This is a genomic window from Fructobacillus parabroussonetiae (genome assembly GCF_018437265.1).
Lineage (GTDB): Bacteria > Bacillota > Bacilli > Lactobacillales > Lactobacillaceae > Fructobacillus > Fructobacillus parabroussonetiae.
On record NZ_JAAMFL010000008.1, the window covers coordinates 42,347 to 57,621 of the forward strand.

Here is a 15,275-nt window from a genome sequence, read left to right on the forward strand (position 1 = left end):
TATTGAATACATTGTATCAGATTTTAGAAAAGGCGGGCGTTCTTTTTGTTATAGCCGTAGTCTTCTAAGACCTGTTCGCGGAATTCCAGCAGGCGATCTTCTTCGATCGCTGTTCGCATCTCTTCCATCAAGTGGAGGAGATAACGCAAGTTATGTTCGGATGCGATTTGGGCACCCAAGCGTTCGTTTGCATTAAAGAGATGGTGCAAATAAGAACGTGATAGATTTTGATAAGGACTGTAATTTGGCAAGTCATATTGCGCTAAATTACCAAACTGCTCTTTTCGGATGGGGTTGTCCGAATAGTAGGTTAGGTCTGGATCAATGGGGGAAAAGTCCTTTTTGTAACGGGCGTTTTTAATTACCACCCGTCCCTTTGAAGTCATCAAGGTTCCCTTTCGACCGATGCGTGTTGGCAGGACACAGTCAAACATATCGATCCCGCGAATCACGCCGTCAATCAAGGAATCCGGTGCTGCCACGCCCATCAAGTAACGGGGCTTGTCTTCTGGCAAAAGCGGCACCGTAAAGTCCAAGACCCGGTTCATTTCCTTTTTCGACTCCCCAACGGATAGGCCCCCAACCGCATAGCCCGGCAAGTCCATCTTCACCAATTCATTGGCTGATTCCGTTCGCAAGTCCTTGAATCCGGCACCTTGCACAATCCCAAAGAGGGCCTGGCTGTCCGTTTTTTGATGGTACTGCTGAGCACGGTCGGCCCAACGCAGCGAACGTTGCATGGAATCCTTAATGTAATCATAGGTTTCAAAGTAAGGAATGGCTTCGTCCAACTGCATCATGACGTCAGAACCAAGGTTGTTTTGGATTCGCATGGCCACTTCAGGTGACAAAAACATCTTGTCCCCGTTCACGTGGTTTTGAAAAGTCACGCCCTCTTCCTTCAGCTTACGCGCATCCGAAAGAGAAAAGACCTGAAAGCCGCCCGAATCAGTCAAAATGGCCTGGTCCCAGCCCATGTATTTGTGAAGGCCGCCTGCCTCGGCAATTAATTCATCACCTGGACGTACCCAAAGATGGTAGGTATTGGCCAAAATGAATTGTGAGCCGATTTCCTTAAGTGTTCGTGTGTTAACACCCTTGACCGCTCCCTGTGTCCCAACGGGCATAAACATTGGGGTTTCATACACCCCGTGGGGGGTGTGCAGGCGCCCACGACGGGCACCGGTGTATTTTTCAGTATGGAGATGTTCATACCAAACAGCTGGTTTTTGCTCTTTCATCATGCACCTACTCGAATTATTTGCTAAAACCATTGTAACACGGTCTCCTTCAGGACAAAGCCCCCGCTGTTGTTTCTTCCTGCAATCCGCGTTATGATAACCGCAGATTTAAAAGCATGGCAATCGAAAGGAACAACAGCATGGAAGAAAATTACATCGCGCGCATGCGTGCAAAAGTCGGACACGAAGGCATGATTTTTAACTCGGCTTTCGGTGTCCTTTGGAATGAGAAACACGACGCCATTCTTTTGGAAAAACGTGGTGACAGCAAGGTCGGTTATGGCTTTCCGGGAGGTTTCCTGGAATACGGCGAATCCCCAATGCAAGCTGTCGTGCGCGAATTCAAGGAAGAAACCAACCTCGATGTTGAAGTCGTGCGCATGCTTGGTATGGCCACACACGTCAATCCAAAGAATTCTTGGGGTGATGAACAAGAAACCATTTCAATGGGCTTTGAAGTGAAGCTTGTTGACGGAAAATCCGCCGATCAACTAAAGGCTGATGGCGACGAGACATTAGCCGTTTCCTTCGTTCCAGTAAACCCTCGCCCAACCATGTTCGTACCGGCTGCCCAAAACACCTTAGAGCGAATCTTAACGATTAATGAAGAAAACGAACAACCCTGGCTCCGTGAACCAGCCAAAAAATAATGATCAAAAATAAACCAGCGCAAGCTGGTTTTTTGATTGCGGGAGTAATCGTACATTCTCCTTTATTTTGTATAACATTTTAAAATAACTTGTCAACTTTTTAAAATATGTTAATATGATGTTGTCGAAAACGTGACAGTACTTCCTAGTATTTCTGTCTACCAGTATCTCGATTTATTCTCTTTTCATCTGATTACAACGAAAACAACTGGACCCAACCGTTCAGCATAATTTGGCCCCCGGTCTCATCAACCTGGGACATGAAACAAGTGATATTCCTAAAACTTTACCTGTAGTCAACCGAAAAATGCTTTGATTTCAAGCTGTCACGAGAACCGACTAGAAACGACCGAGCGGTCGTTTTTGTTTTGATGACAAAGAGCTGATAAAGTATAAGTAGAAGTACTAATCTTTTAATGAATCGAGAAAAATAATGATTACCATTCTTTACGGCTTTTTAATTGGTTGTTTTGTTACCCTCATTGGTGGTGGCGGAGCGACTTTTTATCTGGGCGTGCTGACGAGCACCCTGGCGATGTCAACGGAAATGGCCGTTCCAACCTCCCTTTTCATCGCCGTCTTTGCGCTTTTTTCAGGATTTTTAACGCAGCTAAAGCTCAAAAACGTTGATTTAACCATCGGCAATCGCCTCATCTTAGTGGCCATCCCCGGCATTATCATCGGGACGGCAATCGCCAAGTTCATACCAGTAACGGTTTATCGACCAGCTGTTGGTTCCTTGCTTACCTTTATGGGCTGCCTCGTGCTCTATAAGAATCTTTTCAAAAAGAAAAAGACCCAAGTGGTCAATGAACATTCCAAAGTCGCCCTGTTATTTGGTGCACTCGCTGGTTTGATGGTTGGTTTTGGCGGTCTTTCTGGCGGCTCAGCCGTCGTTGCTGGCTTGACCATCATCGGTCTGCCAGCCGTCCGGGCAACGGGGACGACCACCTACATTCTTTGGGTGCTCGCCATTGTTGGCTTGGCAAGCCACCTTCTCGCCGGATCGCCCATCTCCTGGACAGCTGGGCTTTTTCTCATGATAGGTGGCGTCTTGGGCTCCATCCTAACGCCACTCGTTCTTCGCCTTTTTGACCAAAAGAAATTAAACAAAGCGCTTTCGCCCTTTATCGGGCTAGTCATTATTTATTTTGGCCTGAATTTATTCTTTTAATAAAAGTTCCGCTATCCCATTCGATAGCGTTTTTTATTAGATAATCACTGATTTTTATGAGTAAAAAATTAAAAAGTGCTTGTCAAAAATTCATTTCCGTGTTTTAATAAAAACAACTTCAGGAAAGGAATTCCGAACATGAAATCAATCAACGTTACTATGATGAACCGTTATTACGGCTTTTATTACTTTAGATAGCACGTCCGGATTCGATGCGGACGTGCCGACACGTTCGCATCTAGGTAGTAAGAGTCATTTTTAACTTGGCTGACTAGGTGCACATCCTAGTCAGCGATTGATCAATTTGTTCTGGAATTTTTTTCCACACAATTCATGAGCCGACTAGGGTTTCCCTAGTCGGCCTTTTTTATTCAATAAAACAGGAGTTCTTATGCAAATTAGCAACTTTCGTCTAAAATTCAGCCTTTTCCTGAACTACTTTGTTCACGGTTGTGGGCTGATCATTTTGACACAAAACCTGACACAACTTGCCAGTAACTGGCATTCAACACTAGCGACCGCTTCCTTTGTTCTTTCCGGTATTGGCATCGGCCGGCTAGCCGCTTACCTTTCCATGGGCTTCCTCTCCGACAAAGTCGGCCGTAAGAAAATTCTTCTCTTTGGGATGTTGTCTTACCTCATCTTCTTTATCGCCAGTCCAGTTAATGAGAGCATCCCAATCGCCTATGGTCTTTCGATTCTAGCCGGGATTGCCAATTCCGCCCTAGATTCAGCCGCTTACCCAATTCTTTCCGAGTTAAGGGGCAATCAAAAGGCCAACTCGGTTAGCTTAAAGGCCTTCATGTCTTCCGCGGAATTCATTCTTCCAGTCATTGTCCTAACGGCCAATCAAGAAAATTGGTGGTTCGGACTTTCCTTCCTATTGCCAGCCGTTATTTTAATGGCCAACCTCATCAATGTGACCTTTTTGACTTTCCCAAAGTCGGTAACTAAAGAGAATGAAAATATTCAAAAAGTTCAGCTGAACACTGGTAAGAAAGTGCTCGTCACGGCCGCCTTACTCCTATACGGTTATACATCCATGGCCGTCATGATCTGGTTTACCCAGTGGATTTCCATTTTTGCAAAAAACATCGACTTTGGTAATACCACGGCCCACCTTCTCCTTTCACTCTACAGTCTTGGTTCGATTTCAGGGGTTTTGTTAACCTTAATTCTCCTTCGAATCAAGGCCGTTGCTAACCGCCTATTTCTTTTCCAAAACATCCTTTCCTTGCTCAGCCTCATCATCATTGCCTTCTCAACGCAAGAAAGTCTTTCCATGGTCGCCTGCTTCACCTTTGGCTTTTCCGCAGCAGCCGGCTTGATGCAAATGGCCCTGGCCACCCTCCTTCGACTTTACCCGAAGAAAAAGGGACTCTTAACTGGCCTCTTCTTTTCCTTTGGTTCGCTGGCCTCCTTTACCGTCCCACTCATCACTGGTTGGCTGGTGGCCCAAGGAAAGGCTAACCTGATGGTGGGCGACGTAATTGTGGCCCTTATTGGACTAGCCGCCGCACTCATTATCCAAGCTTTCTTTCCAAAAGAAGCACCATCGTTAAAAGAAGCCCGGAAAGTGATTGATCGAATCGATCATCAGCTGCTCCGCTTAGTCGAAAAACGTTTTCAAGCCGTCGATGCAGTCATTGCCCTTAAGCAAAAACAGGAACTACCGGTCTTGGATGCTTCAAGAGAGGAAAAAGTGCTCGAAAAGATTGCCAAAAACAGTCACAACAAAGCACTCATTTCATATAACCAAGCCATCTGGCAGACAATGATGGCACAGTCCAGAGCCTATCAAAGAGCCAAAGCACACCATAACAACAAAGAATAAAAACAAGAGGAAAAAACATGATCAATTACTTAACTGCAGGTGAATCACACGGTCCCGAATTATCCGGCATTTTGACTGGCATCCCCGCTGGTCTTCACTTAGACATCGATGAAATCAACGCCGCACTAGCCGCCCGCCAGGGTGGTTACGGTCGTGGTAACCGTCAAAAAATTGAACACGACCAAGTCATCATCACCGGCGGTGTTCGACACGGCGTGACTTTGGGCTCACCGATTGCATTAACCGTTAAAAACCGCGACCATGCCCAGTGGTCAAAAATCATGGATCCGGTTACTCCAGCCAATGCCGAGAACACCTTACGAGCCGTCTCCCGCCCCCGGCCTGGTCATGCCGACCTAGTCGGTGGGATGAAGTACGGCCACCGGGACATGCGAAACGTCTTGGAACGTTCATCAGCCCGTGAAACGGCCATGCAAGTAGCAGTTGGTAACATCTGCAAACAGGTCTTAGAAGCCCTGGGTGTTAAGATTGTCGGCCACGTTGAATCGATTGGTGGCATCGAAGCTGCCGGTAATCTTTCAACAGACGTGACTACCATTGAAAAAAGTATCGAAGCCAACGACTTGCGCATTTTGGACCAAGGGAAGGTCGCTGAAATTCACCAGCGAATCGACCAGGCCAAGCGCGATGGTGACACCCTTGGTGGGGTCATTCGCGTCGTTGCCGAAAACCTTCCCGCCGGCTTGGGTTCCTACACCTCCTGGGATACCAAGCTCGATGCCAAAGTCGCCGGCGCAGTCGTTGGTGTCAACGCCATGAAAGGCTGTGAAATTGGCGACGGCTTTGAAAACGCCGTCCGACCAGGATCGCAGGTCATGAACGAAATCGACTGGGAAAAAGGCAAGGGCTTCACCCGTAACTCCGACCACTTGGGCGGCTTTGAAGGTGGCATGACAAACGGCATGCCCGTCATCGTCAAAGCAGCCATGAAACCAATTCCAACCCTATACAAGCCCCCCCAATCGGCTGACATCAACTCAAAGGAAATCAGGAAGGCAACGGTGGAGCGATCGGATACGACCGCCATCGTCCCCGCTTCCATTGTCATCGAAGCCGTTGTCGCCATCGAATTGGCCAAGGCCATCTGTGAGACTTTCGACGGTTCCCAGATGGACCGGTTAAAAAAGCAAGTTGCCGATTACCGAAACGAGTTGCTGAACTTCTAAGGAGTACTTATGACAATTCCGACTTTACAAGGAACCATTCAGGTTCCTGGTGATAAATCCATCTCCCACCGAGCCATTATCTTCGGTGCGATTGCAGAAGGCAAGACGACCGTTTCGAACTTTCTTCGTTCAAACGACTGTCTGGCCACCCTTCAGGCCTTTCGTCAGATGGGCGTCCACATTGAAGAAGAGGGCAAGCACCTGATCATCGACGGTGTCGGTATGCAGGGCTTAAAAGAAAGCCAAGAGCCGCTAAACATGCAAAACTCTGGGACATCCACCCGCTTGCTAGCCGGGCTCTTGGCCGGCCAGCTCTTCGACAGTCAACTATTGGGCGATGCCTCCTTGTCAAAGCGCCCGATGGGCCGTGTCATCACGCCACTTTCTCAAATGAACGGCAGGATGATGGCCACAGACGGCCACTTGCCAATGGTAATCAATGGCGAGGTTCTCCATGGCATCCACTACCGCCTGCCAATCGCCTCGGCTCAGGTCAAGTCGGCCATCATTTTGGCAGCCCTGACCGCACAGTCGGACACGACAATTGAAGAACCCCTGCCCTCCCGCGACCACAGCGAAAAGATGCTCAAGCTCTTCTCTCCTGAGTCCATCGATAAGAAGAACCATTTGATTACCATTCATCCCGGTCACCCACTCACTGGTCAGCAAATCGAAGTCCCCGCCGACATTTCCTCGGCCGCCTTCTTCCTGGTCGCTGCTGCCATTGTGCCGGGTTCTGAGGTCACCATCGAACGCGTTGGTCTCAACCCAACCCGTGACGGCATCATTCGTGTCTTGCAAGAAATGGGGGCTGATTTAACAATCGAAGGCATCGACCAGCCTGGCGAACCCATGGCCAACTTAACCGTCAAAGCTGGGCCTCTCAAGCCTTTTCATATAAAAGAAGCAGACATCCCCGCCCTCGTTGATGAAATTCCGGTATTAGCCCTTCTAGCAACGGCGGCTGACGGGGTTTCTACCATCTCTGGTGCACAAGAGCTTCGAGTTAAGGAATCGGACCGTCTGACCGCCATCCGCTCGGAATTAGGAAAGCTCGGCGCTGCCATCGAAGAAAAACCGGATGGCCTGATTATCACCGGTGGCCGACCATTGCAAGTTCAAAACGCAGCACTCGACTCCTTTGGTGATCACCGGATTGCCATGACCTTACAAGTCGCTTCCCTGCTGGTTGACCAAACCGTCACCATCAAAGATGCCGACTGCATGGCTGTCTCCTACCCGACTTTTACAAGCGATTTGCACACACTCATAAAGGAATAACTCATGACCACTGTCTTTATCGACGGGCTGGGGCTGATTGGCGCTAGCCTGGCAACTTTCATCAAGAAAAACCATCCAACGACACGCATCATCGCCAACGATTTGAATCCCGAAAACTTGCTTTATATGAAAGAGCAGGGCGTATTGGATGCTGCCAGTTCCTTTGAAGACGGTGCGAAAAACGCGGACATCATCCTCTTGGCTTCACCCGTCGCGGCCATCTGCCTGCGGCTAAAAGAACTGGCCGACCTTTCCTTAAAAGACAACGTGCTCGTCTCAGACGTCGGTTCGTCCAAAGTCCAAATCGAAGAAAGCGCCCAGGCCCTAATGGCAAAGGGCGTCGCCTTTTTGGCCGGTCACCCGATGGCCGGCTCGCACTTAACCGGCGCCAAAAACGTGGATACAAAACGATTGGTCAACCACACCTACTTCTTAATTCAAGAAAACAGCAGTCAAGAACAGCTGAGCAGCTTTCAAAATCTGCTGTCAGCGGCTAACTTTGACTTTCGCCTTGTGGATGCGGCCAGTCACGATCAAATCGTCGCCGCCTCCTCTCATTTGCCACACATGGTCGCCTTTGCGCTCGCTTCCACGGTTAACAAGGCCCGCGAAGCCTCAGCTGTTGACTGGGGCAAGCCGGCCGCCGGTTTTCTCGATGCCACCCGAATCGCCAAAGCCGACGCCACGATGTGGACCAGCGTCTTCTTGTCCAACCCCCAACAGATCTTAGCCTCGCTCGACGACTTTGAAAAGGAAATTGGCCGGTTAAAGCAGGCCATTGCGGATCAAAACGCCGATGCATTATTCAAGGATTTAACGACGGCTCAGGCAGCCCGCCGCCAAATGGAAAAGGAGTAACAGATGAAAAATCCAATACTGATTGGCTTCATGGGCGCCGGAAAGACAACCGTCGGCACCACCCTTGCCAAAGTCTTAGGGCAACCCTTCTATGACCTAGACGATGCCATCGAAAAACACTTGGGTCAAAGCATCCCTTCTTACTTCAACGAAAAGGGGGAAAGCGCCTTTCGACAAGTGGAAAAGGAGTTGTTAGCCCGGCACTTATCCACGGATAATGTCTTAGCAACTGGCGGGGGCACGGCCTGCCAAGTGGTCAATCAAGCACTCTTGCGGGCAGACAAGCGTCCGGTCGTTTGGCTACAGGCCTCTGACAAAACCACGCTAGAAAACCTCTCAGCCGAAGATTGGCAAAAACGCCCCATCCTAGCTGATAAGACAGCCGAAGACCTAAGCAAACTCAAGGCTTCCCGGGAAGTCTTCTACCGAAAAACCGCTGATATCATCGTCAACGTCGACCAAAAGACACCCGAAACCATCGCAGAAGAGATTATCGACCGTCTTCAAAACGCTTGATAAAGGAAAGGACTCGCATATGGCCATACTCCACACACTGGGTCCAGCTGAAACCGATGCCAATTTAGTTGCTAACCATCTAAAGGATGAAGACCCCCACTATCAGAACGTAACCATTCAGCTACACCCTGATTTTGCTTCGATTTATGCGCAGCTAACGCAGTACCGAGGTGACTACTTTCTGGTGCCGGTTGGCTATCAAGGACCTGCTGGTGACAGCTGGACCAGCCAGCACTACGCCCATTGGCAAGAACTAACCATTCAAAAGACCTGGGCGGCACCGACCATGGAAATGCTTTTAGTTGAAAACACCGAACAAAAAAATGGCAAAGCCGTCAGCCACAAAACAACCACGGCCCTTCTTCAAGACTTTGCCAAACAAGAACAGCGCAGCCTGACGATCGACTATGTCCCCGCCAAGCCACTGGCTGCTGATGCTTTTTTAAAAGGGCTGCACCAATACGCCATCTTCAGTCAAAACGCCGAACAAAAACTGCAGGCAAAACATCAAATCATTGCCCGTTTCCAACCAGAAATGATTTGGTGCCTCTATCAAATCAAATAAAAAAGCGAACGCCAAGCGTTCGCTTTTTTATCGTCTTCTTCTCACAAACCAGAGAACCAGAATAATGATAATGATCAAACCAAAGAAGCCAAAGAAAGAGGCCAATTCGGCCCCAATGTGCCAACCCAAGCTCCAGAAGAGCCCGCGAGCGATCCAACGACCAAAGCCGCCACCAAAACCAGTGGAACGACGACGGTAAGAGCGGCTCGTTCGAGTTGGACGAACACGCGTGACACCGGCACCTCGTAATAAAACATTTTTCATAACTGGAAACATGCTGACTCCTCAATTGACTATTCTTATTGTCATCATAACAAAAAAAGTCGTTCAAAGAACGACTTTTTCATTTGAAGCATTTTACAAATCTTGCTTAAAGTCAGCTGGCTGATAAAGCTTCAACATCTTTGAGAAGATGATTTGTGCCAGCACACCGGCGATCACTGGGACAACGAACCAAGCAATCAAAGCAACAACGGGTGAAACAAAGTTATCCATCACCGTTGATGGGATCGCTGCATCCTTAATCATGGATTGCAATGGTGACACCATACCGATGTAACCAAATCCAGCCGTAATGGCCGTTCCCTGTACGTTAAAGAGCGCAACAGGAATACCAGACAAAGCAGCGGCAAACATGAATGGCAAAAGCGTCACAGGCTTCTTGAAGACAGAAGGCATCATGCCCTTCATGGCACCCAAGAAGATGGCAACCGTCGTTCCCTTCTTGTTAACTGACCATGAGTTAATCAACAAGACAACCGTCGTTGCGACAACACCCATAGCAGCAGCACCAGAACCGATACCAGTCAAGTTAATGGCCAAGGCGATTCCAACCGTCGAGATTGGCGTCACAATGATGACAGCAAAGGCCATGGCAATCAAGATGGCCATTGGCACTGGGGCCAACTTCGTAAATGATTCAACGATATCACCAATCCAAGTCGTAAACTTTCCGACCGTCGGGGCAATCTCCTTACCAAGCAAACCAACGCCACCACCAATCAAGATTGGGGACAAGATAATGGCAACAGAGCCAAAGCCGTTTAAGTAACGCGACACGGCCCAGATAACCAAAACGGCGATGGCCGCAACGATCATGGCGTTAATCACATCACCGGCACCCGATACCATGTAAAGGCGTGTTGGCGTTGCAAGGGCCTTATGGGTCACGGGGTTAACCGTTCCAGCCTTTGCCATTCCCCAAAGCACGGACTTTGAGGCAACCATTGTCGCCAAAGCCACAACACCCGTATCCAAGATCTTCATCTTAAAGTTCATGGCAACGGCCATACCAATCAAAAATGGAATCATTGACGTAAAGAGCGTCAAGATGGCTGAAAAGTCAGCCCCCCATTGTGTATTACCCATTCCAGAATACTGGATGATGTACTTCATCACGGCAGATGGCAAAACACCAATCAAAATTCCGTTAGCGGAACCTGACAAGACCTTGAAGAAGAAATCCTTCAAGTGTAGGTTTTCCTTTCCAGAAAAGACAGGCAATGGCTTGCTTTCTGGCATTACGTTTTCAGACATTATTCTCTCCTCTAAAAAAGGCCCCAAAGGCATGTGCCTGGGGCCTAGCCTAGCTATTAATACTTAACAGCGATTGCTGGTGTTTCACCCTTAGCAAAAGATACCGCAGCATCAAATGATTGGTGAACCATTTCAGAAACAGCCTTTGTCGTGTAGAAGGCGATGTGTGGCGTAACCAAAACGTTTTCACGGGCAATCAAGTCAGCGATCTTAGCATCTGGGAATTCCTTACCAGACCAATCCTTGTTAAAGAGACCAACTTCTTTTTCATAAACATCCATGGCAAAGTCAGAGATTTTACCAGAGTTCAAACCGTCGATAACGGCATCGATGTCCATCAAGTTACCACGGGCACAGTTAACGATAACCACGCCGTCCTTCATCTTGGCAATTGATTCCTTGTTGATCATGCGATCGTTTTCAGGAACACCAGGCACGTACAATGAAATGGCATCTGCTTGGGCGTACAATTCGTCCAACGTGTCAACGTACAAGCCTTCCTTTTGCAATTCAGGGTTAGGGAACTTGTCGTATGCAATCACCTTAGCGCCGAAGCCCTTCAAGATGTTGATGGCAACGCGACCAATGTGACCAGTACCGATGATACCAACCGTTTGCATGCGCATTTCACGGCCGATAGTTGGTGCCCAACGCAAGTCGTGCTTAGCGACCTTAGCATCCATTGGCTTCGTACGACGAAGCAAACGTGACAATTGAATCATTGAGTGTTCTGCAATGGCGTTTGGTGAGTAAACGGGAACGTTTGAGATGTTGAATCCCAAGGCCTTTGCTGCGTCAAAGTCGATGTTGTCCGTACCAACGTTACGGAGTGACATGTTCTTCACACCAACAGCTGCCAATGCTTCCAACGTTTCCTTCGTGTAGTCCAATTGTTGGTATACAACAGCTGAATCAGCACCCTTTGCCATCTTGGCTGTTTCAGGCGTCAAGAGTTGGTCAGTGTATTCCACCTCAACGTCAGGGTTCTGTGATTCCCAGTCCTTCAAGGCTGGCTTTTCATCTTCACGAATTCCGTAAGCAAAAACTTTCATGATTCGTCCTCCAAATATTTTCTATATGTTCATTATACGTCAAACACAAGCCTGGTGCTAGGCCTCGTGCTTATTTCTTCAAGGTTACTGGCTTTTCACCAGCTTTTTCCATAATGCCGTCAATTAATCCGTAATTCAAGGTTTCTTCGGCTGACATCCAGTAGTCACGTTCGGTATCTCGTGCAATGGTCTTCAAATCCTTGCCCGAATTATCGGCCAAAATCTTGTTCAACTTGTTACGAGTCTTTGTTAATTGTTCGGCAATGATGGCCATGTCAGACTGTTGCGTACCACCGGCAGCCCCACCCATTGGTTGGTGAATCAAGTACTCGGCGTTTGGCAACATGAAACGGTGCCCTTTTTCACCGGATGAGGCGATAATCGTTCCCATCGAAGCGGCCAAGCCCATGACGATTGTCGTCACCGGTGCCTTAATAAAGTTCATGGCATCCGTGATCGACAAACCAGCGGTAACTGAGCCACCCGGTGAGTTGATGTACATGGAAATTTCCTTGTCAGGGTCCTGTGCTTCCAAGAAGAGCAGTTGGGCAACGATGGACGTTGCCATGCTATCTTCAACCTCACCTTGCACCAGAATAATCCGATCCTTTAAAAGTCGTGAGGGCAAGTCGTAAGACTCGCGTCCATTTGCAGTTTGTTCAATAACACCTGGCCACATAGTAATCTCCTTTTATCTTCTTTAGTATTCTATTGTAACGCAAATCGCTTTCTTTCTAAAACAAAAAGAGGCTTTCGCCCCTTTTATAACTGATCGATTTGAAAAGTTCCTTCATCAATCTGCTTCGCCAGTTCTTTTAATTTTCGCATCCGGTGGTTGGCGCCGGACTTTGAAATTTCGAGGTAATCCCCAATTTCTGTCAGCGAGGCATCCGGGTGTTCGAGACGTGCCCGGGCAAAGTCGGCTAACTTAGCGGGTAGTTCTTCCAGGTCCCCAATTTCCGATTGAATCGTCAAGATGGTTTGGACCTGGGCGTTTGCAGCGTTCGCGACCTTTTGCAAATTGGCCATGTCAGCATTCATCATCCGGTTCGCCGAATTTCGCATGTCTTTGGCCAAACGGACGTCTTCAAAACGAAGCATCGTGGCCGTTGCGCCAATCAGCTTCATGAATTCAACAATCTTATCGGAGCGTTTCATGTACAAAACGTAGTGTTTGGACCGGTTAATCATCTTAACCGGCATGAGAAAGTCCTGAATTAAATCAAGTAACTGTTCGGCCAAGCCTTCCTGACCCGTCGAAATTTCCAAATGGTAATTGGACCTTTCGGGCGAATTAACGGAGCCGGCCGCAAGAAAGGCCCCGCGTAAAAAGGCCGCCCGTTTATCTTCCGTATTTAAGAGCCAGGCGGGTACCGATTGGTCAAGGCCAAAGGGATCGACCCCAAGGTCTTCTAGAATTTCTTCGACCTGTGAGTGCAAAACCACCGTCACGACTTTGTGCTCCGATAGGGCAAACTGTTGCTTTACGTTAAAGTCGACATCCGCCGCCGGGTATGATTGACGAATAAGACTAAAAATCCGCCGAGCAATCGCCGGATTATCCGTTTGCACGCGAATCTCCTGCTCAAATCCCAAAGTCGTGACACCGTTCATTTGAAGAAGAGCGGCTAACTCAGGTTTAGCGGCATCGTCCGAAACGATTCGACCGGTCAATTCTTTTTTCACTTCCGCAGCAAAAGACATCATGGGCGCTCCAATAGCGACAGCAAAACATCCGCCACTTTTTGCCCATCGTGAAAGGCACCGGCGTCTCGAAGCAGCAAGAAATCACGGGAAACCACGCTGGCCCCCTCGTCTTCAATGCCCTCTGGATCTTGTTTTACCTGCGTGGCGATTTCACCCCAGCGCTGGTAATCGACAAAGTCATCGGGCACTTCGCTTTGGTTCGTCAAAACAGCATCGACCATTGGCTTTCCCAAATGACGGTTCAAAACTGCCAGGTGTTGGGCATCCGTATAGGCGTCCGTTTCCCCCTTTTGGGTCATGATATTGGCAATGTAAACCTGTTTTGCAGGCGTTGCCTGCAAGGCTTCCTTAATCCCAGGAACCACAATGTTTGGCAAAATCGACGTGAAGAGCGAACCCGGACCATAAACAATCATGTCAGCGGACAAAATGGCATCGACGGCCTCCGGATTGGCTTGAATCTTCTGATCCTTGGTCGATGGGCCCACCCAAACATGGTCCAGTGCCTGATGCGCAGCTGTAATGGCGGCTTCACCGGATAATTCTTGTCCCGTTGTGGTTTCGGCCTTTAGAACTAAGGCCTCCTTTGAAACAGGATAGACCTGGCCTTTAATCTTTAGATAATTGGCCAATCGGGCAATGGCTTCTGAAACATCCCCCGTCATTTCCGTCAGGGCTGCTATCAGCAAATTGCCCACCGCATGTTTTGCTAAGAAATCATCCTGTGTTTGAAAACGATATTGGAACAAATCGAGCAATTCCTGGTCGGCTGTGGACATAGCCACTAAAATATTTCGGATATCCCCAGGTGGAATAATGTTCACGTAATCGCGCAGCAAACCGGATGAACCACCATCGTCTGCAACGGTGACAATCGCGGTTAAATCGACATCTGCTTTGACCAATGGTTGAATGATGACCGGTAGACCGGAGCCACCACCAATCATGACGACTTTTGAAGGCATCGTATCGCCCCTTTCGTTTGAATCTTCCTTTCTAGTTTACCATTTTCCTTGAAAGGACGGCTCAAAAAGTCAGGCTTTCATGCAAAGTCTGACTCCTCAAAGGGCCCCTCCTCTTCCACCCGCGACCAGTAGGCATCCTTGGTCACAATGAAAGCATCCAGCAAGGGCAAGCCCAGTAGCTGCCCGAGTTCATGCAAGCGCCGAGTAAAGAGACGGTCGGCAGCCGACGGCTGCACTTTGCCAGAGGGATGGTTGTGGGCAATGATCATTGCATAGGCGTTTTTATGTAGCGCTCGCTGAAAAATCTCCCGTGGTGAAGCCGATACCTCCGTTAACGTCCCGACAAAGACCACCTCCCAGCTAATAAGCTCTAACTGGGTGTTCAAAAGCGCCAAAAAGACCTGTTCCTGCTTTAACGTTCCAAGTTCCGCCTGGGCAAAGTGGCCAAAGGCCTCGGAATGCTTGGCAGAAATCAGTCGTTTTTGGGCGTGTTTGCTCATCATTTGCCCAGCAAAGAGCGCGTGTAAGAGCGCCCGATTGACCCGTGGATTCTCCGACACAAAGTCGGCCTCCGTCTCCGCATCCATCGACAACATATCGTAACCCTCTGGAAAATAGAGGTTAAAACGAGCGCTTTCAGCGGCCGCGTCTTCCCCCAGGGCCTTGTAAAAAGAAAAAACCTGTTTTTTCATGTCAACCTCCTTTATAA

At 48.6% G+C, this 15,275-nt stretch carries 16 protein-coding genes; 8 read left to right on the forward strand and 8 right to left on the reverse strand.

Translation table 11 applies throughout. The features are described 5' to 3' along the window. Positions 1-23 precede the first annotated feature (23 nt). Entirely contained in the window at positions 24-1,241 is a 1,218-nt protein-coding gene (gene tgt / locus G6R30_RS05120; RefSeq protein ID WP_213822226.1) for a tRNA guanosine(34) transglycosylase Tgt, read from the reverse strand. A 140-nt stretch (positions 1,242-1,381) separates the two neighbouring features. Between tgt and G6R30_RS05125 the strand changes: the two genes are divergently transcribed. The 8 genes from G6R30_RS05125 (at position 1,382) to G6R30_RS05160 (ending at position 9,306) form a co-directional block, all read left to right on the forward strand. Next, positions 1,382-1,891 (forward strand): NUDIX domain-containing protein, encoded by a 510-nt coding sequence (locus tag G6R30_RS05125; protein WP_213822141.1) that lies wholly within the window; start codon positions 1,382-1,384, stop codon positions 1,889-1,891. A 433-nt stretch (positions 1,892-2,324) separates the two neighbouring features. Continuing rightward, positions 2,325-3,065, forward strand: coding sequence for a sulfite exporter TauE/SafE family protein (locus G6R30_RS05130; RefSeq protein WP_213822143.1), 741 nt, complete (start codon positions 2,325-2,327; stop codon positions 3,063-3,065). 391 nt (positions 3,066-3,456) lie between these two features. Further along, complete coding sequence (locus tag G6R30_RS05135) at positions 3,457-4,899, forward strand: MFS transporter (RefSeq protein WP_213822145.1); 1,443 nt, start codon at positions 3,457-3,459, stop codon at positions 4,897-4,899. 17 nt (positions 4,900-4,916) lie between these two features. Beyond that, positions 4,917-6,086 carry a chorismate synthase gene (gene aroC, locus G6R30_RS05140; RefSeq protein WP_213822147.1) on the forward strand — a complete coding sequence of 390 codons (1,170 nt, stop codon included), beginning with the start codon at positions 4,917-4,919 and terminating at the stop codon, positions 6,084-6,086. 9 nt (positions 6,087-6,095) lie between these two features. Beyond that, positions 6,096-7,367 (forward strand): 3-phosphoshikimate 1-carboxyvinyltransferase, encoded by a 1,272-nt coding sequence (gene aroA, locus G6R30_RS05145; RefSeq protein ID WP_213822149.1) that lies wholly within the window; start codon positions 6,096-6,098, stop codon positions 7,365-7,367. A 3-nt stretch (positions 7,368-7,370) separates the two neighbouring features. Further along, positions 7,371-8,225, forward strand: coding sequence for a prephenate dehydrogenase (locus tag G6R30_RS05150; protein ID WP_213822151.1), 855 nt, complete (start codon positions 7,371-7,373; stop codon positions 8,223-8,225). Between the two features lie 3 nt (positions 8,226-8,228). Beyond that, on the forward strand, positions 8,229-8,741 hold the full coding sequence (locus G6R30_RS05155) for a shikimate kinase (protein ID WP_213822152.1): 513 nt from the start codon (positions 8,229-8,231) through the stop codon (positions 8,739-8,741). A gap of 19 nt (positions 8,742-8,760) precedes the next feature. Next, on the forward strand, positions 8,761-9,306 hold the full coding sequence (locus tag G6R30_RS05160) for a hypothetical protein (RefSeq protein ID WP_213822153.1): 546 nt from the start codon (positions 8,761-8,763) through the stop codon (positions 9,304-9,306). 27 nt (positions 9,307-9,333) lie between these two features. On the opposite strand, the gene G6R30_RS05165 is transcribed toward G6R30_RS05160, so the two are convergent. The 7 genes from G6R30_RS05165 to G6R30_RS05195 form a co-directional block, all read right to left on the reverse strand. After that, complete coding sequence (locus G6R30_RS05165) at positions 9,334-9,582, reverse strand: hypothetical protein (RefSeq protein ID WP_213822154.1); 249 nt, start codon at positions 9,580-9,582, stop codon at positions 9,334-9,336. Positions 9,583-9,663: 81 nt separating this feature from the next. Continuing rightward, positions 9,664-10,842, reverse strand: coding sequence for a PTS sugar transporter subunit IIC (locus G6R30_RS05170; RefSeq protein WP_238476804.1), 1,179 nt, complete (start codon positions 10,840-10,842; stop codon positions 9,664-9,666). A 56-nt stretch (positions 10,843-10,898) separates the two neighbouring features. Further along, positions 10,899-11,894 carry a D-2-hydroxyacid dehydrogenase gene (locus G6R30_RS05175; protein WP_213822158.1) on the reverse strand — a complete coding sequence of 332 codons (996 nt, stop codon included), beginning with the start codon at positions 11,892-11,894 and terminating at the stop codon, positions 10,899-10,901. Positions 11,895-11,964: 70 nt separating this feature from the next. Beyond that, complete coding sequence (locus G6R30_RS05180; RefSeq protein ID WP_213822160.1) at positions 11,965-12,573, reverse strand: ATP-dependent Clp protease proteolytic subunit; 609 nt, start codon at positions 12,571-12,573, stop codon at positions 11,965-11,967. Between the two features lie 83 nt (positions 12,574-12,656). Next, positions 12,657-13,598, reverse strand: coding sequence for a DNA-binding protein WhiA (whiA, locus tag G6R30_RS05185; RefSeq protein WP_213822231.1), 942 nt, complete (start codon positions 13,596-13,598; stop codon positions 12,657-12,659). Further along, positions 13,598-14,566, reverse strand: coding sequence for a gluconeogenesis factor YvcK family protein (locus G6R30_RS05190; protein WP_213822162.1), 969 nt, complete (start codon positions 14,564-14,566; stop codon positions 13,598-13,600). The genes whiA and G6R30_RS05190 overlap by 1 nt, the downstream gene beginning before the upstream one ends. Before the next feature lie 77 nt (positions 14,567-14,643). Beyond that, complete coding sequence (locus G6R30_RS05195; RefSeq protein ID WP_213822164.1) at positions 14,644-15,258, reverse strand: JAB domain-containing protein; 615 nt, start codon at positions 15,256-15,258, stop codon at positions 14,644-14,646. Between the last annotated feature and the right edge of the window lie 17 nt (positions 15,259-15,275).

Bases quoted from the DNA above. Each gene is read 5' to 3' on its own strand.
- G6R30_RS05135 (WP_213822145.1), top strand. From the start codon at position 3,457: ATGCAAATTAGCAACTTTCGTCTAAAATTCAGCCTTTTCCTGAACTAC.
- aroA (WP_213822149.1), top strand. From the start codon at position 6,096: ATGACAATTCCGACTTTACAAGGAACCATTCAGGTTCCTGGTGATAAA.
- aroC (WP_213822147.1), top strand. From the start codon at position 4,917: ATGATCAATTACTTAACTGCAGGTGAATCACACGGTCCCGAATTATCC.
- G6R30_RS05155 (WP_213822152.1), top strand. From the start codon at position 8,229: ATGAAAAATCCAATACTGATTGGCTTCATGGGCGCCGGAAAGACAACC.
- G6R30_RS05125 (WP_213822141.1), top strand. From the start codon at position 1,382: ATGGAAGAAAATTACATCGCGCGCATGCGTGCAAAAGTCGGACACGAA.
- G6R30_RS05190 (WP_213822162.1), bottom strand. From the start codon at position 14,566: ATGCCTTCAAAAGTCGTCATGATTGGTGGTGGCTCCGGTCTACCGGTC.
- G6R30_RS05150 (WP_213822151.1), top strand. From the start codon at position 7,371: ATGACCACTGTCTTTATCGACGGGCTGGGGCTGATTGGCGCTAGCCTG.
- G6R30_RS05180 (WP_213822160.1), bottom strand. From the start codon at position 12,573: ATGTGGCCAGGTGTTATTGAACAAACTGCAAATGGACGCGAGTCTTAC.
- G6R30_RS05175 (WP_213822158.1), bottom strand. From the start codon at position 11,894: ATGAAAGTTTTTGCTTACGGAATTCGTGAAGATGAAAAGCCAGCCTTG.
- tgt (WP_213822226.1), bottom strand. From the start codon at position 1,241: ATGAAAGAGCAAAAACCAGCTGTTTGGTATGAACATCTCCATACTGAA.
- G6R30_RS05160 (WP_213822153.1), top strand. From the start codon at position 8,761: ATGGCCATACTCCACACACTGGGTCCAGCTGAAACCGATGCCAATTTA.
- G6R30_RS05170 (WP_238476804.1), bottom strand. From the start codon at position 10,842: ATGTCTGAAAACGTAATGCCAGAAAGCAAGCCATTGCCTGTCTTTTCT.
- G6R30_RS05195 (WP_213822164.1), bottom strand. From the start codon at position 15,258: ATGAAAAAACAGGTTTTTTCTTTTTACAAGGCCCTGGGGGAAGACGCG.
- G6R30_RS05165 (WP_213822154.1), bottom strand. From the start codon at position 9,582: ATGTTTCCAGTTATGAAAAATGTTTTATTACGAGGTGCCGGTGTCACG.
- whiA (WP_213822231.1), bottom strand. From the start codon at position 13,598: ATGTCTTTTGCTGCGGAAGTGAAAAAAGAATTGACCGGTCGAATCGTT.
- G6R30_RS05130 (WP_213822143.1), top strand. From the start codon at position 2,325: ATGATTACCATTCTTTACGGCTTTTTAATTGGTTGTTTTGTTACCCTC.